We start from the raw sequence: 18,522 nt of genomic DNA on the forward strand, positions 1-18,522 counted from the left end.
ACCTAAATTCGATCGGCATCGGGAAAGGCATGCGATGATCAAGGCACTTCCTCTTAACTGCACGCTCAAGGCAAACCCTTTGGAAAGCTCCTCAACCGATGCGATGCTGGCGGTGGTGTCGGAGGCCTTCCGCGCCAAGGACGTCGCGGTGAGCGAGGCCGTCCGCGTTGCGGCGTTGAATATCAAGCCTGGCGTCACGTCCGATGAGGGAGAGGGCGACAATTGGCCGGCCCTGCGCACTAAGATGCTCGCCCATGACATTCTCATCCTGGGCGGTCCGATCTGGATGGGGCAGATCGGCAGCATAGCCAAGCGCGTGCTCGAGCGCATGGACGCCTTCCTTTCCGAGGTGGACGACAATGGCCGGATGCCGAGCTATGGCAAGGTTGCGGTTGCCGCGATCGTTGGCAATGAGGACGGGGCGCATTTCTCATGCGCCCAGATCTTCCAGGCGCTCAACGATGTGGGTTGGACAATACCCGCGAACGGCGCTTGCTACTGGGTGGGCGAGGCCATGGGATCGACTGATTTCAAGGACCTTGATGCGACACCCGAAATGGTGAGCAAGATGGCCAAGATGATGGCGGCCAACGCTGCGCATCTGGCCGGGCTGCTCGCCGGCCACAATTATCCCCAATGAAGCCTGATGCGGTTCGGCGCCTGGAACGGCACGCCTCGCTGGGCCTCACCGAAACGCATGACTTGCGGACCGGAAACGTGCCATGGCGCGAGGCTGATTGGAAATTGCCGGCCAGCGACGCTTTTCCGTCCGAGCAGGTAGATGTCGCGATCCTGGGATGCGGGATCGTCGGGGCCATCATCGCCGACCGACTCAGCGGCGCAGGTCGCCGGATCGCGATGTTCGACCGGCGCCCGCCCGGCTGCGGCAGCACCGCCGCTTCGACCGCGCAGATCATGTGGGCGATGGATGTGCCTATGAGCCATCTCTCCCAGACCATCGGTGAGACCGAGGCGGCCCGGCGATGGCGGCGCGTCCATGAAGCCGTGCGGAGGCTTGGCGAACGCGTCGACGAACTGGGCATCGAGAATGGGCGGCATGAATGCCCGACCCTGTATCTGGCGGGCGATGTCCTCAACGAATCCGGCTTGTCCGAGGAAGCGCGGATGCACCGGCGTCATGGCCTTCCCTCCGATCTCCTCGAAGCGCAGGCCGTCGCGCGGCGCTTCGGCATCGCGCCCCGGGCAGCGATCGTCTCGCAGGGCGGATTTGATATCGATCCGGTCCGCACGTGTCTCGCCATGCTGGGTCGCGCCAGAGCGGCGGGCGCAAGCCTGACCTGGCCCGTTGATGTCGTGGCACTCCATCCCGCCCAGGACGGTATCCTGATCGAGGCGGCCGACGGTCGGCGCTGCCATGCACGCGATGTCATTTTGGCGACGGGATATGAACGCGCAACTTTTTTCCTGCCGCCCGCCTTTCGCCTCCATTCCACATTCGCCATCGCAACCTTACCTGGCACCGCCCCACTCTGGCGCGAGGGCGCAATGCTCTGGGAGGCCGCTGATCCCTATATGTATATGCGGACCGACCGGCTTGGCCGGATCATCGCAGGCGGCGAAGATATCGATCACGCCGAGGGCCACGGCCGGAACGCCCTCATCGGTGCGAAGGCAGGCAAAATCGCCGCCAAGCTGCAAGCCTTGCTGGGGAGCGGACCCATCACCATCGAACGGCAATGGGCGGCGACCTTCGGATCCTCGCCCGACGGGCTACCCGCGATCGGGCAGGCAGCAGCCATGCCACACGTCTGGCTGGCTGCTGCCTTCGGCGGGAATGGTATCGCGTTCGCAAGCCTGGCAGCGGATATCTTGGAACATGAGCTGGGCGGGCGGGAGGACCCCGACCGAAACTGCTTCTGTCCCTATCGGTTCGGATGACGGACGAACGGCTCGAGACCGTGTCCGCGTAGCCGTTGCGATCGGCCAGCGCCTTGCCGATTTCTTCTTCCTCGAGCAAAGCCGTTGATGCAGCGTCCGACGACCGGCGGATGGAGTTTTCTTCGAAGGGGGCGACCAGTCCGCCGGAGAGAAAATGGTGATGATCGGCATGCGAGCCGCAGTCGGCGCGCGTCATCTTCATCCGGTCGATGTGGTCGACGTTCCCAAATGGGTGTCGGCGGTGCCGCTAATGTCTATGTGCGGCACCAACGGCTGCGAGATCGACAATGATCAATCTCCTTTGTGAGCAGCGTTCATTGCTGCGAGGGATAATCCTCGGGTTTGACCGTGCCGACGTTCGGACGGTCCTCGACCTTCTCGGGTTTCTGTCCACCCGGCGTTGGGCTGGCATCGCCGCCGGCATCGGGCCGTGCATCGCCAAGCGGGCCGTGCGGGGTGGCCTCTTGCTCGCTCTTTCCTTTGGTTTCTTCGGTCATCATCGGATCCTTCCTTCGGTTCAGTAGCGGCCGTCTCGCGCGTTGCTGCGTCCAGCGCCGTCGCGCCCGGCGCGCGTATCGTCTTCCTCGCCCTTGCGGGTCATAGCATCCGGATCATGGTAATCAGGAGCACAGCCGCCGCTCAGCGGATCGCGTCTGGCCTCGCGGTCGAGCGTGCCCCTCGACCGGCGCGCCGCGCCTCCGGGCCGCTTCTCGGTCGAGATGTTGGGATTGCGGGATTGTTGCGTCGGGAGTTCGCTCTTGCGCCGGGCCTTATCCATGGGCCGACTCCTTATCCGCATGCGGCTCCTTGCCGAACGCCTTGCGCAGCTCGTCCTTGGCTTCCTCAAGCACCTTGCGCTGACGCTTGCCGAGATTGTCGCCGGCGCGATTGATATAGAAAGTGAGCATGCCCATCGCCGACTGAAGTGGCGTGCCCTTGCGTCGCTTGCTGTGCTCGGCCGAGCGCTTGAGCGACTGCGCGATCTTCGCCGGATCGTCTTGCTTGAATACGCCCTCGTCGAGATCAAGTGCGTCACTATGTTCGGTCACGTCCTGCGACCATTTCTTCTTAGACATGTCCACGTCTCCAGATGCGGGTGCGGGTCAAAGATCGGCATCGGTGAGTTCGCGCGGCGTCGCGAGAACACTCATGCCTAGAGCCGTATGGCCCTGGTGCTTTCTCAAGAAACGCCGGCCGCCCCGGAAAGGTGCCCGGCGTCAAGCATTCCTTCCCAAATCCCGCCCGCATCGTCCAATTTGCGGCCAGCCACCCTTTGCCGGCGGGCGGTGGGCCTGACCGCAGGGACGGACAAACCAGCAGCTGGGTTCTTCTCACGCGATCAGAAGAAGGAAGAAGGTTAGGCCTCGGTCGCCGAGACGCTGGAGCCGATCCTGTCCGACGCGGTGACGCGCGCAGCTGCGTCCCTGCTCGAAGCGCAGGTTGCCGGACTCAGCATCGCCTTCGCGGAAAGCTGCACGGGCGTGTCTGTTGGCTTTGCTACTCACCGCGCTCGAGGGGGCGAGTGACGCCTTCGAGCGCGGTTTCATCGCCTACAGCAAGCTGCCCAAGTGTGATTTGCTGGGAGTCAGCCATTCCATGATCGGCAATTACGGCGCGGTCAACGAGGCGGTAGCGCGCGCGATGGCGCTGGGCGCACTTGCGCGCTCAAACGCGAGCCTCGCGATCGCTATTACCGGCTTCGCCGGACCTGCCGGACCAGGCGACGAGGCGGGCCTCGTCCATTTCGCCTGCGCCCTACACGGTATCGCGAGTCGGCACGGGGTAGAGCATTTCGGCGACATCGGGCGCAGTCCGGACCGCCTGCCTGCGCGTGGCGATGCTCGGCGATATGCCGGCCGCCGCCAGGCGGCGGCCGCGTGCCGTTAGTCAAAAGGATTCTCAGATGCAATGAAACTAAATAATTTAAGTCCATTAAATCAATTTCTTAGATATTATTCGCATTTTAGAGCGAAGCGTCATCTGTCCAGTTGGAATTGCCCATCAAAGGTTTCACATAACGTCGGTATCGAACATTCAGGGTGTTGCGACGAACAAGAGCATCGCGAGGGGCCAATCGACCCAGACAAGCTTCGCGGAGCAGCGACATTGAAAGTTTTCGGGAACGCTTTGTGCTGCGCTTGGTTGCGAAGGCAGGGAGGGCAAATTGAGCCAGCTATTCCAGCCAACGTCGAACACGCTTGCGCGACTGGCGCTCGTGGCCCTCGTCGCCGGCCCGCTGCTGCTCGCGATCATCGGCGGTGTCCTCGCCAGAAGCAAATACATGACCGGGGAGGGCCGTTTCGTGGAACAGGAGGTGCCTTTCAGCCACAAGCATCATGCAGGCGAGCTCGGCATTGATTGCCGCTATTGCCATACCGGCGTCGAGGTCCAGGCGGATGCGGTCGTGCCGCCAACCCATACCTGCATGACCTGCCACTCGCAGGTATGGACCAATGCATCGATGCTCGCCCCCCTGCGCAAAAGCCTTGCCGAGAACAGGCCGCTGGCCTGGAAGCGCGTAAACCGCATGCCCGACTACGTCTATTTCGATCACCACGTCCACGTGAAGAACGGCGTGCCTTGTGAGGCCTGCCACGGCGACGTGCGCGCCATGCCGCTGACCCGTCAGGCGGCACCGTTGACGATGGGCTGGTGCCTCGGCTGCCACACGTCGCCAGAGGATCATCTTGTCGCGCCCGCCCGTGTTTACGACAGCGCGCCATACGAAGGCCGCACGGCGAGGGACCGCGACTTCGCCCGGATGACGGTGGCCCGCCTAGCCCATCAGGGCCGCAACCTCACGGATTGCTCGACATGTCATCGCTGAGTCCCTCGCTCGACCGGCGCACGCTGCTGCGGATGATCGCTACCGGCGCCGCAGCGAGCGTGACGGGTTGCTCGGCTCCTAACGAGACCATCTACCCGTGGGTCGATCAGCCCGAGAACATGCTGCCGGGCAGCATTCGCCGCTATGCCACGGCGCTGCCATTCGCGGGCTATGGCCGCGGTGTCACCGGCCTTGTCACCGATGGGCGCCCGATCAAGCTTGAGGGCCTCGAAGCGCATCCCGCGAGCCTCGGCGCGACAGACCTTTTCACCGAGACGGCGCTGCTCGACCTCTACGATCCGCAGCGGCTGCAGGCGCCGCTTGGTCCCTCGGGGCCGGGAAGCTGGAGTGCGGCCGTAGCGTCGATCCGCGCGCGCCTCGAAGGGGGCGACGGCACCGGTCTTGCCTTGCTTACCGGGCGCGTGACCTCGCCCACGATCCTGCGCGAAATCGACGCGCTGCGCCGGCGCTTGCCCGCGATGAATCATGTCGAATGGGAGCCGATCAACGACGACGCGCAGCTTGCAGGCCTCGAACGGGCCACCGGCAAACGCCTGCTCGCTAGACCGCGCCTTGACGATGCCGACGTCATCGTTGCCCTGGGAGCGGACCCGCTGGGGACAGGGCCCGACCAAGTCGCCCTTGCCCGCGCCTGGAGCGCGCGCCGCCGTCGCTCCCCGCCGCCGCGGCTCTATTGCGCTGAACCCTCGCTCACCGCAACCGGGGCGATGGCCGACCGCCGGGTGAGCGTGACGAGCAGCGAGATGGCCGCGCTCTGCCACCATATCGCCGCAGCCCTTGGAAAAGGCGCGGGCGCACCCGCCCTTCCGCAAGCCGTGCTCGAATTCGCCGCCTCGGCGGCCCGCGACCTTGCAGAGGTCCCGAGCCGCGCACTCGTGCTCGTCGGCCAGGACCAGCCGGCCGACATGCACGCCTTCGCCGCCTGGCTGAACGGCGTGCTCCTGGCGCCGGTCGACTACATTGCCCCCATCGCATCCTCCGCATCCCACCAGGAGAGTCTGGCGGGGCTTACCGAGGCGATGCATGCAGGCAGTATCGACACGCTCGTCGTGCTCGGCGCCAACCCTGTCTATAACGCGCCGCCGGCGCTCGATTTCGCCGGCGCCATGCAGCGCGCGGCGCTGGCCGTCACCGCCGACGCCTTCCCGAGCGAGACTGGCGCTGAGGCCCACTGGCGCCTGCCGCTCAGCCATGCGCTCGAGGCGTGGAACGACTGGCGTTCCACCGATGGCACGGCCTCGATCGCGCAGCCGCTCGTGCGGCCGTTGTACGACACGCGCTCGGCCTCCGCGCTCATCGCCATGATCGGCGATCCGGCCGCCGATGCGGCCAGCCAGCACCGCGTGCGCGAGACCTGGCGCGACCTCGACGATGCGGCTTGGATAGGTGCAGTGGCGGCAGGCGTGGTTCCCGATACCGCCGTTACCCCCGAGGCGGCCGGGCCGACCGCGCGCGTATTGCCGCAAATACCGCCGGGGCGGGCAATGGAACTGCAGGTCCGCCCCTCGCCGACGCTGTGGGACGGACGGCGCGCCAGCAATGCCTGGGCACAGGAATGCCCCGATCCGATCACCAAGGAAGTCTGGGGAGCGAGCCTGCGCTGCCATGCCCAGGACATGGCTGGCTGGGGCGTGAGCGAAGGAGACCATGTCCGCGTCAGCGCTGGCGGCGAGGCGTTGACATTGCCGGTGCGCACGGCCTCCGGCCAGCGCCGCGGGGTCGTCACCATGCTGGCCGGTCACGGCCGCGCGCAAAGTGGCGCGGTCGCCGAGGGGATCGGGCAGAACGCCTGGAAGCTCGCGGGCAGCGGGGCAGTCGCGGTCGCCCGGGCCGGGTCGGGCAGGGCGCCGATCGACACCCAGAGTGTCTTCGCGCTCGACGGCGAGCTTGCCAAGATCTTCCCGATCGTGGCGCCGGGCGAGGCGCTGCCGACCAAGCCCGAGCAGCCGAGCTTGCTGCCCAATGGATCGCCCAAGGATTCGCCCGCGCCGCAATGGGCCATGGCTATCGACACGGACCTGTGCATTGGCTGCAATGCCTGCGTGGTCGCTTGCCAGGCCGAGAACAACGTGCCGGTGATCGGGCCCGACGAGATTGCGGCGGGGCGCGATATGCACTGGCTGCGCGTCGACCGCTACGAGGTGAGTGAGGAGGGCGCGACTGGTTTCCAGCCCGTCCCGTGCATGCAGTGCGAGAAGGCGCCTTGCGAGCCGGTCTGCCCGGTCGAAGCCTCCGTGCACAACTCCGAAGGGCTCAACCTGCAGGTCTACCACCGCTGCATCGGCACGCGCACGTGCGAGGCGAATTGCCCCTACCGGGTCCGCCGCTTCAATTTCTTCGATTATTCGCAGCGCTCAGTATGGGGCGATGACGAGGCCCAGTCGGTCTCGGCGCAGCGTAATCCCAACGTGACCGTGCGCGGGCGCGGCGTCATGGAGAAATGCACCTACTGCATCCAGCGCATCTCCACCGCCGAGCACGAGGCGGACGCGAACAATGCACCGGTGGGCAAGGTGACGACGGCCTGTCAGGCAGCCTGCCCCACCGGCGCGATCACCTTCGGCTCGATCGCGGACGTGGACAGCGAGGTCTCGAAGAGGAAGCGCGACCCGCGCCACTATGCGCTGCTGGAAGACCTCGGCACCCGACCGCGCACCACCTACCTTGCACGTACGGTGAACGACGGGCGCCGCCACGGGAAGGGCGAGGCGTGATGAAGCCGCACACGCGCCCCGAACATGGACGGCAATGGACGCTCCCCTCGGTCAGGACCTTGGGCGACGTCACCGAGATCGTGCTCGCGCCGCTGATGGACCGCAAGGCAGGGCGCAACTACTGGTTCGCCTTTGCCGCCAGCCTCGCCATCGCCGCCGTGGGAGCGACCGCGATCGGCTGGTCGATCGCGGTGGGGCCGGGGCTCTGGGGCAACAACACCTCGGTCGTCTGGGGCTTTCCCATCGCCAACTACGTGTGGTGGATCGGCATCGGCAACGCAGGGACGCTGATCTCCTCGCTGCTGTTGCTCACCCGACAGGACTGGCGCGCGTCGATCAACCGCTTTGCCGAGGCGATGACGCTGTTCGCTGTCTCGATGGCGGGGATCTTTCCGATCCTGCACTTGGGGCGGCAGACCTACTTCTACTGGATGGCGCCTTATCCGAGCACGATGACCCTCTGGCCGCAATGGCGTAGTGCGCTCGTCTGGGATTTCTGGGCGATCCTTTGCTACCTGCTGTTTTCGGTTCTGTTCTTCTACGTTGGCCTCATTCCCGATCTAGCGGCCTTGCGCGACCGGTCGGGCAAGCTCGGCTGGCGGCGCTTCTATGGCTTTTTCGCCATGGGCTGGCAGGGAAGTGCGAGGCAGTGGCGAACGCAGGAGCGGCTGCACAAGGCGCTGGCGGTACTCGCGGTTCCGCTGGTCTGCTCGGTCCACTCGATCGTTGGCCTCGACTTCGCCGCGAGCATGATGCCAGGCTGGATCGAGAGCGTGTTCCCGCCCTATTTCGTCGTCGGAGCGCTCTTCTCGGGTTTTGCCATGGTGGTGCTGATCGCGCTTGTCCTGCGCTGGTCGATGGGGCTCGAGGGGATCATCACGTCCGCGCACTTCGATGCGATGGCCAAGATTCTGCTCGCCGCCGCGATCATCATGAGCGCCTCCTATGCCAGCGAATGGTTCAGCGCGGCCTGGAGTGGAGAGGCAGCGGACCTCGCGCTGGTGCGCTTCGAGTTCACCGGGGCCTACTGGCCGCTCTATATCGCGATGCTCGCATGCAATGTCGCGGCGCCCCAGTTGTTCTGGGTGCCGCGCCTGCGCACGAGTGTGCGAGTGCTCGTCGGCGTATCCCTCGCAGTGCTCCTGGGCATGTGGCTCGAGCGCATCCTCATCATCATGGAGACGCTTTCGACCGGGTACGATCCGGGCTTCTTCCGCCTCTATTCGGCGACTTTCGTCGACTTCGCGATTCTTGCCGGCACGCTCGGCGCTTTCGTGTGGCTGTTCCTCGTCTTCGCGCGCGTGCTGCCGGTCTGCTCGATGTACGAGACCCGCAAGCTGCTTGCGCGCGAGCGGGAGAACGACGCGTGAGTCGGCTCGCCATTGCCCTGTTCGACGACGAAGGGCCTTTCGTGCGCGCCAGCACGCGCGCGTTGGCTCGCGATTTCCGGATCCTGGGGCAGTGGGGGCCTTACCCGCTCGAGATTTTTGAAGACCATGGGGACACGCGCGCCATCGTCTGGGCCGTCGCGATCACCGGGATCCTCGGCGCGGCCGCGATGTTCGCACTCGCCACGTTCTCCACGTACGCCTACCCTTTCGATAGCGGCGGCCGCCCACTGTTCACCTGGCAGACCTTCCTCATCCCCTCGACCGAGTTCCTCGCGCTGACAGGAGCGATCGGCGGGGTGATCGCGCTCTTCATCAAGGCCGGGCTGACCCGGCTGCACCATCGCGCGTTCGATCTGGCGGAAGTGGAGCGCGCCTCGCGCGACAGCTTCGTGCTCGCGCTCGCTTGCGACACCGGAGACAGCGCCAATGCCGCCGTCGCGCTGCTGGCCGAGGCCGGGGCCTTCCATACGCGGGTGGTCGAATGAAGCGGCGCGGAGTTTCGCTACTGTTGCTCGCGGCGCTTGCGCTCGGCGGGTGCGACCTTTCGATGAAGAACCAGGCGCGCGACGATCGTATGGGAAGCGCGCGGCTATGGAAGGATGGCCCCGCACGGCAACCTCCACCCGAAGGCACCGTCGCCCAGGACGACGTCGCTCGCATGCAGGCGCTTGCGCATCCGCCGCCGCTGACCCGTGCGCTCGTCGATCGCGGGCAGGAGCGCTACGAGATCTATTGCCTGCCGTGCCACGGCGAGCGAGGGGAGGGCGACGGGCCCGTCGTCCAGCATGGTTTCCCGGCGCCGCCCTCCTACTGGACGACGCGGCTGGAGCAGGCGCCGCCCGGGTACGTCGTCGACGTCATCTCCCATGGCTATGGCGTCATGTACAGTTATGCCGACCGGGTCGAGCCTAAGGATCGCTGGGCCATTGCGGCCTACGTCAAGGCGCTGCAGGTGGCCGGTCGTGCCAGGGAGCGGGGGCGATGACGCGCAACTTGCTCGTCGGCGGCGCCCTGCTCGTGGGGATGGCGCTCTTGCTGCTGCTCGATCCCGCGGCCGTCGCGGCAGGGTGGCGCGCCGCGTTCCTCTCGGTCGGCGCGCCGGTCTTTGGGGCGGTGCTGATGCTGATGATCGCGCGCGTGGTCGAGACCGACTGGTCGGCGATGGCTGTCGTCGCGATGCCGCTGCCCGTCCTGGCGTTCTTCGCCCTCGCCATATTTTCCGCGCAGTTCGCCAGCCAGTTGCCCGACCATCTCGAGGTGTGGGCGAACCCGGTCTTCGTCGCCGCGCGCACGCTTGTTGCCGTCGCGGCGCTTTGGTTCGCGAGTAGCCGCCTCGCCGCGGGGGCGTCACGCAGCTTCGCGGCCGTGGCGCTTGCCGTGTGGACCGTGGCGATCACGCCCCTCGCCTACGACTGGATGCTGGGCGGAGAGCTCGGTCATCCGGTCTCGGCGGTGGGCATGATGCTGACGGCCGAGCAGGTGGGAGGGGCCGGTGCTGCCGTGCTCGCTTTCGGCCTTGGCGGCGCGCGGTTGCGAAGCGACTTGTCGTGGCTGCTGATCGCGGCGGCGCTTGGGCTCAGTTACATGATTTTCATGGATTATCTCATCAAGTGGTATGCCGATCTGCCGAGCCAGGTGGAATGGTATCTTGCACGCGGCGGCGCGATGGCTTGGCTCGCGACCGGCGCACTGGTGCTCGGGCTGTTCGGGCCGATCGCGACACTCGCGTTTCTACCCGGCGAGACCGGACGCAGGGTAGCGGGCTTGCAAGCGCTCGCTGGCCTATTCCTCGCCAACCTGTGGTGGGTGGGGGCGGGCCGTTTGGCGGCGCTAGCGGCCCTGCTGGGCACGGCCGGAATCGGCCTGTGTTCGCTCGCCTTCGTCCAGTATCGCACCCGGCAGGAGGCTCGCCTTGGCTGAAACCCCCGAGCCACGCCACGAGCCGCGTTATGAAGGCTGGCACGTGACCTCGCCGGGAAAGGTCGCTCTGCTGGCGATCGCGGTGCCGCTGGTGCTGTTCGTGCTGATCTTCGCTGCCGGGTCCTGGTTCAAGGTGCAGTTCGGCCCCGAGACATTCCGCGAGCCTCATGCCTTTCCCGCGCCGGGCCTCGCGTTTGGGCTTCCCCGCCCGTCGCCCGCCGCCGATGCCGGCAAGGTGCCGCCACCACACGCCGACCCGCAAATCGAACAGGCCAAGGACCGGATCGTGCGCGAGGGCATTGTCGGCTGGGAGGGCCTGAAGCGATGAAATGGCTCTTGGTTCTCTTCGTGCTCGCAGGGCTGGCCAGCCCGGCGCTTGCCGGGCTCAGCCCTGCTCAGATCGGCGCGGCGGGCATCCGTCCTCCCGCCGATGCGCGCATCCCTGTCCATACCACGTGGATCGACCAAAACGAGCATCGGGTCCGCCTCGGTGACCTCGTCGCGGGCAAGCCGACCGTGCTGCTCTTCGCCGACTATACCTGCAAGCATATTTGCGGCCCGGGTATGACGTTGACAGGCGGTGCCCTGTCCGATGTCGCGTTGTCAGACGGCAAGCTCGTGCCGGGCCGCGACGTGGCCTTTGTTGTCCTCGGCCTCGACCCCAAGGACGGGCCGGAACAGGCGCGCGAGACGGCCTCGCGGGTGTTGGCCGACATGCCGGTGGTGGCGCGTGCCGCCCACCTGCTCAGCGCCGATCCTGGGACGGTCGAGCGGGCCGAGAAGGCGCTGGGCTTCAGCGCTGTCTACGATCCGGCGACGGACCAGTACGCGCACGATGCCTCGGTCTACGTCTTCAACGCGAAGGGACATCTCAGCAGCCTGCTACCCGAAACCGCACTGGTGGCGCCGATCCTCGAAAAGGCGCTGGAAAGTGCGGGCGGCACGCAGGCGCAGCAGGGCTTCATCGCGCACATAGCGACCGTCTGCTATGGCTTTGCCGCTGCCCACGGAGTTTACGGACGCACCATTCTCGTCGCGCTGCAAGTCGGCGGCATGCTGATGATCGTGGGCTTCGGCACATTCTTCGCGCGCATGGCAAGGAGGCGCCGCGATGATGCCTGAGGCCTCCACGCTCGCCCCGCGGATCGACCACCTGTTCTTCGCGCTGGTGGGGCTTTCGCTCGTCATTGTCCTGCTTGTCGGCTGCCTCGTCGCCGGCTTCGCGGTCCGCTATCGGCGCGGATCGAAGGCGCAGCGCGGCCAGTTGCCTAAGTGGATTACGCGCGACGTCGAGCTGGGCTGGACCGCGGCGACCTTCTTCGTCGCGATCTTCATCTTCTGGTTCGCCGCAAGCATGCAGACTTCGGAATTCGAGATCCCGAACAATGCCATGGAAATCCACGTTGTCGCCAAGCAGTGGATGTGGAAGCTCGAGCATGCCGACGGCCAGCGCGAGATCAATACGCTGCACGTCCCGGTCGGCGTGCCCGTCCGGCTGGTGATGACTTCGCAGGACGCAATCCACAGCTTCTTCGTGCCCGCCTTCCGCATCAAACAGGACGTGCTGCCCGGCCGCTATACGGAGACGTGGTTCCAGGCCACGAAGCCCGGCACCTACCACCTGTTCTGCGCCGAATACTGCGGCACCGACCATTCGCAGATGACCGGCGGTATCGTCGTAATGCCGCCTGCTGCCTTTGCCCGGTGGAGCGAGGGCGCCGCGGCGCAAGGTACGCTCGCCGCGCAGGGCGCGGTGCTGTTCCGCCAGCTCGGCTGCAGCGGCTGTCACGGAAAGTCGGCGAGGGTGCGCGCGCCCTCCCTCGCAGGCCTCTACGGCACCCGGCAACCAATGGCAGGCGGGGGCTTCCGGCAGGTCGACGAGGAGTATCTGCACGATTCGATCGAGCAACCGCAAAAGGACATCGTTGCCGGCTATACCCCGGTCATGCCCAGTTACCAGGGCATCGCCAGCGAGGGCGACATCATCCGGATCATCGCCTACCTCAAGACCCTGAAGGCGGGAGGCAGGCAATGAACTCCGACCCCACGCGCGGCGGCATTCCCGAGAGGGGTGCCGAGCCGCCCAGCTACTTGCGCGAGGGGACGACGGTCCGCTCGTGGCTCACGACCACCGACCACAAACGCATTGGCATCCTCTATGCGCTGGCAATCACCTTCTTCTTCGCACTGGGCGCAGTCGCCGCGGCACTGATCCGCGCCGAACTGGTGACGCCTTCGGGCGATTTCCTGACCAACGACGAGTACAATCAGGCCTTCACCCTGCACGGCATCGTCATGGTCTGGTTCTTCCTCGTCCCATCCATTCCCGCGACGCTGGGCAACTTTCTGTTGCCGATGATGATCGGTGCGAAGGATGTTGCTTTCCCCCGACTGAATTTGATGAGTTGGTACGTCTTCATGGCGGGCGGCCTGCTCGCGCTGTTCGCGATTCTGGCGGGCGGGGTCGATACCGGCTGGACCTTCTATACGCCGTTCTCGACGCTCTATTCGAACAGCCACGTGCTGCTGGCCGCGCTCGGTGTCTTTGTGGTCGGCTTCTCCTCAATCGCGACGGGCGTCAACTTTATCGCGACGGTCCACCTGCTGCGCGCGCGCGGGATGACGTGGATGCGTCTGCCGCTGTTTGTTTGGGCGATGTACACGACGAGCCTCGTCATGGTGTTGGCGACGCCGGTCTTGGCGATGTCGCTCCTGCTCGTCGTCGCCGAGCGCGCCTTCGGCCTGCCGATCTTCGATCCGCGCTCGGGCGGCGACCCGCTATTGTTCCAGCACTTGTTCTGGTTCTACAGTCATCCTGCCGTCTACATCATGGTACTGCCCGCCTTCGGGGTCGTCTCCGAGATCATCACCTGCGAGGCGCGGCGGCGGATCTTCGGCTACCAGTTCATGGTCTACGCGATGGTCGTCATCGCCGTGATCGGCTTCATGGTCTGGGGGCACCACATGTTCGTCTCGGGCCAGTCGGCATTCGCCAGCATGGTCTTCTCGTTCCTATCCTTCGTCATCGCCGTGCCCAGCGCGATCAAGGTCTTCAACTGGACCGGCACGCTCTACCGCGGCCAGATCCGATTCTCCGCGCCGATGCTCTATGCACTGGGTTTCATCGGGCTGTTCACCATCGGCGGGCTGACGGGCCTGTTCCTCGCCTCGGTGCCGCTCGACGTGCACCTCACCGACACCTACTTCGTCGTGGCGCATTTCCATTACATCATGGTCGGCGGATCGGTATCGGCATTCTTCGGCGGGCTGCACTTCTGGTGGCCCAAGATCACCGGGCGGCTCTATTCCGAGCGGCTGGCTCAGTTTGCGGCGATCTCGATGTTCTTCGGTTTCAACTTCACGTTCTTCCCGCAGTTCATCATGGGCACAATGGGAATGCCACGACGCTATCATGATTATCCGCCCGAATTCCAGCCCTGGCACGTCATGAGCTCGGTCGGTGCGCTGGTGCTGGGCTTTGGCTACCTGTGGCCGATCTTCTACCTGGGCTGGTCACTGTTCAGGGGCGAACGTGCGCCCGCCAATCCCCACGGCGCGACCGGGCTCGAATGGCAGACCCGCTCGCCCCCGCCCAAGGACAACTTCGATCGCCTCCTGGTCGTCGATCAGGAACCCTATCTCTACCACCCCAAGGAAAGCACGCCCGACGAAGTCGAACAGGCGCATGCGAAGCAGAAGCCGTGATGGCTGAAGATCTCGTCCTGCACGAACCCTTCGAGGAAGCAGCGCGGCAAAGAATCGCGGTGCCCTTCGGCGTCTGGTCGTTTCTTGCCACCGAATGCCTGTTCTTCGGCGGAATATTGCTCTTCTATGCCTATGCCCGCTGGCACGGCGGCGAGGCGTTCACGCAAGGGGCGAAGGAGGCGGCAGTCTGGTACGGCACGATCAACACGGCCGTGCTGATGACCTCAAGTCTGACCATGGCGATCGCCGAACGCGCTACCAAGGGCGGCTTTCGCGTCGTGGCACGCTGGATGCTGGGCGGCACACTGATGCTGGGCCTTTCGTTCCTCGTGATCAAGGGCTTCGAATATCGCAAGGACGTGCACGAGCACCTTATCCCCGGTCCCGGGTTCAAGTTCGGGCAGGGGCCCGCAGCGCAATTCTGGGCCTTCTACTGGACGGCCACCGTGACCCACGCGATCCACGTAACGATTGGCCTCGGGATCATCGCCAGGTTGCTGTGGATCGAGAGGCGCGGGGACCTGCTGCTCCATGCGACGAGCGCGCAGGGCGGCGCGCTCTACTGGCACCTCGTCGATATCGTCTGGGTGGTCCTCTATCCACTTCTCTACCTGGTGGGGCGGCCGTGAGGGACAGGCCCATGACGCATGAGGAACGCCGCGAGATCGTGCTTGCGCCGCTGATCGTATGGGCTGGCCTGTTCGTACTGCTCGGACTAACCTGGGGTTATGCCTATATCCCCGGGGCGTCGGCGAAGGTGATCGTCAGCCTGACGATCGCCTTGGCCAAGGGCGCGCTAATCGTCGCCTTTTTCATGCAGTTGCGCCGCGCCGATGGGCTGACGCGCCTTGCCGCACTCGCTGGCATTGTATGGGCGAGCTTCCTTTTCCTATTTACCTTCGCCGATTTCCTCACCCGATAGGGGCGCTGCCTTTTGGGGCACCCGGTCGTGTCCGTCAGCCGTTGACGTTGAACCCACCGTTGGGATGGAGGACCTGTCCCGACATGTAGCTGACGTCCTCGTAGGGGAGGAAAAGGGAGGCGTACGCCAGGTCTTCGAACTGGGCGTTTGGAAGGAAGGGGATGATTGCGACAACCGGCACATCTGACAGTGGTGGAAGCAAGTGCGGGGCTGATGGAGGGCGAAATATCTTATTTGATTAATCATTGCATTAGTTGAACTCCAAGAATCTCGTGCGCGCGGTAAGGCGCAGGTTGCCGCGACAGCCCAAGAAAGAGGGCCACTTCGCAGCTAAGCCCTTCGACAAGGGCTCCGGCGTTCTTCGTCTGGTTGCGCGAGCGCGAATCTTTCAGCCGTGTCGCGCTTCAGTTCGCGTTTCTCACCGCCGTGCGTTCGGGGGAAGTCCGCCAAGCAACTTGAGCCGAAATTGACTTCGACGCCGCTCTCTGGACGATTCCCAAAGAGCGCATGAAAGCCCAGCGCGAACATGTCGTGCCTTTGACGTCCCCAGCGCTACGCATTCTTGAGCGTTGCAACGAATTACGGCTGGCCAATAACGAGCTGGTCTTTCCGGGCGCGCGGCGCAATGCGCCGCTGTCCGACATGACGCTGACCAAGTTGCTCAAGGAAATGAAGGAGCCTTATACGGCACATGGCTTCCGGTCGGCCTTCCGCGACTGGGTGAGTGAGACGACCAATCACCCAGGCGACGTGGCCGAAGCGGCCTTGGCCCATGTGGTCAAGAACAAGACCGAGGCGGCTTACCGGCGAGGCAACCTCTTGGAGAAGCGACGTGGCATGATGAAGGACTGGGCCGCTTTTTGCGCGCCGCGCCTGTGAGCTCGGTGAGGCAAAGCGGGCTGTGTGACGGGCTGATGCAAACAAGGAGGGCTGACCCGCGCTCATGGCGCGGCCGGGCTCTATTTCGCTGACGCTCAACCAAGCCACCGGCTGCGCCGCCGTCTCGTCGGCAGAGCCGTGACGATCCCTGTCAGGGGCGGGATGCAGTTCGCATCCCTTCAAGTGTCGCCGCGCTGACCCGCGCGGCGGCGTTGGCCTTTGTCGGCTCCAAGGTGGCGGGGGGCGTCGCTGCCCGATAGCCCCGCCGCGACGGGGCGCAACCTGTCCGCTTTGCTCCCGGGTCCTTCACGGTGTTACGGCCTTGCAGGTGCGCCCCGCCTTTGCCGGCGGGGCTGCTGGTTCGCTCCTGCCGCCCCCCGCCACCCTGGCGCCGGTCAATGGCGGTTGAAGGAAGGAGTGAAGCAAAATGGAACTCATGCACATCGACCTTGCGCGTCTCTCGGTTTCCAGCCTCAACATGCGGGGCACGAAGACGACCTGCGACATCGCCAATATCCTGCCGTCCGTCAGGGCGCGGGGTGTGCTGGTGCCGCTCATCGTTCGCGAACTGCCCGGCACAGGTGAAGGCGGCAACGACAGTCTTCCCGCTTATGAAATCCTTGCAGGCAAGCGGCGCTATCATGCAGCGCGTACGGTGGCCGAAGAAGGCGGGGGCATCGAGGACCTGCCTTGCGCGGTGATCGAACCGGGCGATGATGCAGCCGCCCTTGAAGCATCTCTCATCGAGAACGTGGCCCGGCTCGATCCCGACGAGATGACCCGCTGCGAAACCTTCACCCGGCTGGTGCGCGAGGGGCGCGACGTCGAAGGCATCGCGCAGACCTTCGGGCTGACCGCCTTGCAGGTGAAGCGCACGCTGGCGCTCGGCAATCTGGTCCCGCGCCTGCGCAACCTCTACCGCTCGGACGGCATCGATGCGGTGTCGCTGCGGCATCTGACCATGGCCTCGAAGGCCAGGCAGAAGGAATGGCTGGACCTGCACGACGACGAACGGGCGACCGCACCAACCGGCTCGTGGCTCAAGGCGTGGCTGTTCGGCGGGGCCTCGATCCCGGTGAGCGCGGCGCTGTTCGACGTCGAGGCTTACAAGATTGAAACAATCGCCGATTTGTTCGGAAACGAGGCCTATTTTGCCTCTCCGGACGCCTTTTGGGGCCTCCAGATGGCCGAAGTCGACAATCGGGTCGAGGCGCTGCGAGAGGCCGGTTGGGGCGAGGTGGTCGTGCTGGCAAGGGGCGACACCTTCCATTCGTGGGAACACGAACGCATGGGGCAGGCGAAGGGTGGGCGCGTCTATGTCGCCATCGGTCATCGCGGCGACGTCACGTTCCACGAAGGCTATGTGACCACGAAGGAAGCGCGGCGGCTGGAACGCGGCGAAGCCTTGGAAAAGGTTACCCGGCCCGAAGTGTCGAGCACGGTGAACGCCTATATCGACCTGCACCGCCATGCCGCCGTGCGCGCCAGACTGGCCGAAGATACCGGGCTCTCGCTGCGGGTGATGGTCGCCCATGCGATTGCCGGGTCTTGTCTATGGTCGGTGCGGGTCGAGCCGCAGAAGACTCCCAACGATGCCGTGGCCGAGAGCGTCGAGAACTCTCTTTCGGAAAGCCTGTTCGATGCACGGCGGCGCGAGGTTCTGGCCCTGCTGGGCTTCGATGCGGACACGCCAACCGTCACTGCAGGCAATCCCGATGGGGAAGGGCTTTGCGGTCTGCTGCGCCGTTTGATCGCGCTGGACGATGCCCAAGTGTTGCGGGTTCTGGCCGTGGTCATGGGGGAAACGCTTGGCATGGGCAGCAGCCTGATCGAGATGCTGGGCCAGCACATGGCCGTGACCCTGGCTGATGTCTGGCAGGCCGACGATGCCTTGCTCGATGCCGTGCGCGACCGCGAGGTGATCGGGCATCTATTGGCCGATGTCGCGGGCGAGAAGGTCGCCGCCGAGAACGCCAAGGCGACGAGCAAGGTCCAGCGCGGCATCATCCGCGATTGCCTGACGGGGAGCAATGGACGGCGCAAGCACGAGAGCTGGGTACCGCGCTGGATGGCGTTCCCGGCCAGCGCCTACACCGAGCGCGGCGGCGTGGGCAGTGCCGAATGTTCGGTGCGGATCGCCGATCCTGCCGAGGTCGAAAAGGCCGGGCCGGACACCTCGAACCCGCTGCCGCAGGCGGCCTGATGGGTGAGCCCGGTGGCGAAGGTCGCCGGGCTCCTTCGCAT

The 18,522-nt window shown here is 65.2% G+C and carries 20 protein-coding genes and 2 pseudogenes; 18 read left to right on the top strand and 4 right to left on the bottom strand.

Annotation, left to right across the window (positions count from 1 at the left end):
* Nucleotides 1–34 precede the first annotated feature (34 nt).
* From HT136_RS04370 to HT136_RS04380, 3 genes are all read left to right on the top strand, one after another.
* Nucleotides 35–640 carry a flavodoxin family protein gene (locus tag HT136_RS04370; protein WP_214198209.1) on the top strand — a complete coding sequence of 202 codons (606 nt, stop codon included), beginning with the start codon at nucleotides 35–37 and terminating at the stop codon, nucleotides 638–640.
* Entirely contained in the window at nucleotides 637–1,899 is a 1,263-nt protein-coding gene (locus tag HT136_RS04375) for an NAD(P)/FAD-dependent oxidoreductase (protein WP_214198211.1), read from the top strand. Before HT136_RS04370 ends, HT136_RS04375 begins: the two co-directional genes overlap by 4 nt.
* A 154-nt stretch (nucleotides 1,900–2,053) precedes the next feature.
* Nucleotides 2,054–2,206: a hypothetical protein gene (locus tag HT136_RS04380; RefSeq protein WP_214198213.1), complete on the top strand. Its 153-nt coding sequence runs from the start codon at nucleotides 2,054–2,056 to the stop codon at nucleotides 2,204–2,206.
* Nucleotides 2,207–2,213: 7 nt separating this feature from the next.
* Here HT136_RS04380 and HT136_RS04385 read toward each other — a convergent pair whose 3' ends face one another.
* From HT136_RS04385 to HT136_RS04395, 3 genes are read right to left on the bottom strand one after another with little or no spacing between them, the layout of a single operon-like run.
* A complete protein-coding gene (locus tag HT136_RS04385) occupies nucleotides 2,214–2,399 on the bottom strand; it encodes a hypothetical protein (RefSeq protein WP_246543329.1) in 186 nt (61 codons plus the stop codon).
* 17 nt (nucleotides 2,400–2,416) lie between these two features.
* Nucleotides 2,417–2,677 carry a hypothetical protein gene (locus tag HT136_RS04390; protein WP_214198215.1) on the bottom strand — a complete coding sequence of 87 codons (261 nt, stop codon included), beginning with the start codon at nucleotides 2,675–2,677 and terminating at the stop codon, nucleotides 2,417–2,419.
* Nucleotides 2,670–2,975: a DUF3175 domain-containing protein gene (locus tag HT136_RS04395; RefSeq protein ID WP_214198217.1), complete on the bottom strand. Its 306-nt coding sequence runs from the start codon at nucleotides 2,973–2,975 to the stop codon at nucleotides 2,670–2,672. The genes HT136_RS04390 and HT136_RS04395 overlap by 8 nt, the downstream gene beginning before the upstream one ends.
* 412 nt (nucleotides 2,976–3,387) lie before the next feature.
* Here HT136_RS04395 and HT136_RS04400 point away from each other — a divergent pair, with 412 nt between their 5' ends.
* The 13 genes and pseudogenes from HT136_RS04400 to HT136_RS04460 all read left to right on the top strand — a co-directional run bounded on the left by HT136_RS04400 (nucleotide 3,388) and on the right by HT136_RS04460 (nucleotide 15,399).
* Nucleotides 3,388–3,786, top strand: a complete 399-nt coding sequence (locus HT136_RS04400; protein WP_246543330.1) for a CinA family protein — start codon at nucleotides 3,388–3,390, stop codon at nucleotides 3,784–3,786.
* A 277-nt stretch (nucleotides 3,787–4,063) separates the two neighbouring features.
* Nucleotides 4,064–4,726: a cytochrome c3 family protein gene (locus HT136_RS04405; protein WP_214198219.1), complete on the top strand. Its 663-nt coding sequence runs from the start codon at nucleotides 4,064–4,066 to the stop codon at nucleotides 4,724–4,726.
* The gene (locus HT136_RS04410) at nucleotides 4,714–7,461 is read left to right on the top strand and encodes a 4Fe-4S dicluster domain-containing protein (RefSeq protein WP_214198220.1); all 2,748 of its coding nucleotides are present in this window, start codon (nucleotides 4,714–4,716) and stop codon (nucleotides 7,459–7,461) included. Before HT136_RS04405 ends, HT136_RS04410 begins: the two co-directional genes overlap by 13 nt.
* Complete coding sequence (gene nrfD, locus HT136_RS04415) at nucleotides 7,461–8,831, top strand: NrfD/PsrC family molybdoenzyme membrane anchor subunit (RefSeq protein WP_214198222.1); 1,371 nt, start codon at nucleotides 7,461–7,463, stop codon at nucleotides 8,829–8,831. The genes HT136_RS04410 and nrfD overlap by 1 nt, the downstream gene beginning before the upstream one ends.
* Nucleotides 8,828–9,313, top strand: a pseudogene (locus tag HT136_RS04420) (quinol:electron acceptor oxidoreductase subunit ActD); the annotation flags it as partial. The gene nrfD and the pseudogene HT136_RS04420, both read left to right, overlap by 4 nt.
* Nucleotides 9,314–9,333: 20 nt before the next feature.
* Nucleotides 9,334–9,837, top strand: a complete 504-nt coding sequence (locus HT136_RS04425; RefSeq protein ID WP_214198226.1) for a c-type cytochrome — start codon at nucleotides 9,334–9,336, stop codon at nucleotides 9,835–9,837.
* On the top strand, nucleotides 9,834–10,772 hold the full coding sequence (locus HT136_RS04430; protein ID WP_214198228.1) for a hypothetical protein: 939 nt from the start codon (nucleotides 9,834–9,836) through the stop codon (nucleotides 10,770–10,772). Before HT136_RS04425 ends, HT136_RS04430 begins: the two co-directional genes overlap by 4 nt.
* Complete coding sequence (locus HT136_RS04435) at nucleotides 10,765–11,100, top strand: hypothetical protein (protein ID WP_214198231.1); 336 nt, start codon at nucleotides 10,765–10,767, stop codon at nucleotides 11,098–11,100. Before HT136_RS04430 ends, HT136_RS04435 begins: the two co-directional genes overlap by 8 nt.
* Nucleotides 11,097–11,894, top strand: a complete 798-nt coding sequence (locus HT136_RS04440; RefSeq protein ID WP_214198233.1) for an SCO family protein — start codon at nucleotides 11,097–11,099, stop codon at nucleotides 11,892–11,894. The genes HT136_RS04435 and HT136_RS04440 overlap by 4 nt, the downstream gene beginning before the upstream one ends.
* Complete coding sequence (gene coxB / locus HT136_RS04445; protein WP_214198234.1) at nucleotides 11,884–12,807, top strand: cytochrome c oxidase subunit II; 924 nt, start codon at nucleotides 11,884–11,886, stop codon at nucleotides 12,805–12,807. Before HT136_RS04440 ends, coxB begins: the two co-directional genes overlap by 11 nt.
* On the top strand, nucleotides 12,804–14,477 hold the full coding sequence (gene ctaD / locus HT136_RS04450) for a cytochrome c oxidase subunit I (RefSeq protein WP_214198236.1): 1,674 nt from the start codon (nucleotides 12,804–12,806) through the stop codon (nucleotides 14,475–14,477). The genes coxB and ctaD overlap by 4 nt, the downstream gene beginning before the upstream one ends.
* Nucleotides 14,477–15,106 carry a cytochrome c oxidase subunit 3 gene (locus tag HT136_RS04455; RefSeq protein ID WP_214198238.1) on the top strand — a complete coding sequence of 210 codons (630 nt, stop codon included), beginning with the start codon at nucleotides 14,477–14,479 and terminating at the stop codon, nucleotides 15,104–15,106. The genes ctaD and HT136_RS04455 overlap by 1 nt, the downstream gene beginning before the upstream one ends.
* An 11-nt stretch (nucleotides 15,107–15,117) precedes the next feature.
* Nucleotides 15,118–15,399, top strand: a complete 282-nt coding sequence (locus tag HT136_RS04460; RefSeq protein WP_214198240.1) for a cytochrome C oxidase subunit IV family protein — start codon at nucleotides 15,118–15,120, stop codon at nucleotides 15,397–15,399.
* Between the two features lie 34 nt (nucleotides 15,400–15,433).
* Here the strand turns inward: HT136_RS04460 and HT136_RS26160 are convergent.
* Nucleotides 15,434–15,526 (bottom strand): annotated as a pseudogene (locus HT136_RS26160) (NAD(P)-dependent oxidoreductase); the annotation flags it as partial.
* A gap of 380 nt (nucleotides 15,527–15,906) precedes the next feature.
* On the opposite strand from HT136_RS26160, the gene HT136_RS26165 reads away from it, so the two are divergent.
* Nucleotides 15,907–16,278: a tyrosine-type recombinase/integrase gene (locus HT136_RS26165; RefSeq protein ID WP_246543331.1), complete on the top strand. Its 372-nt coding sequence runs from the start codon at nucleotides 15,907–15,909 to the stop codon at nucleotides 16,276–16,278.
* A 427-nt stretch (nucleotides 16,279–16,705) separates the two neighbouring features.
* Nucleotides 16,706–18,481, top strand: a complete 1,776-nt coding sequence (locus HT136_RS04470; RefSeq protein ID WP_214198242.1) for a ParB/RepB/Spo0J family partition protein — start codon at nucleotides 16,706–16,708, stop codon at nucleotides 18,479–18,481.
* The last annotated feature ends 41 nt before the right edge of the window (nucleotides 18,482–18,522 follow it).

This window comes from Novosphingobium profundi (assembly GCF_018491765.1).
Lineage (GTDB): Bacteria > Pseudomonadota > Alphaproteobacteria > Sphingomonadales > Sphingomonadaceae > Novosphingobium > Novosphingobium profundi.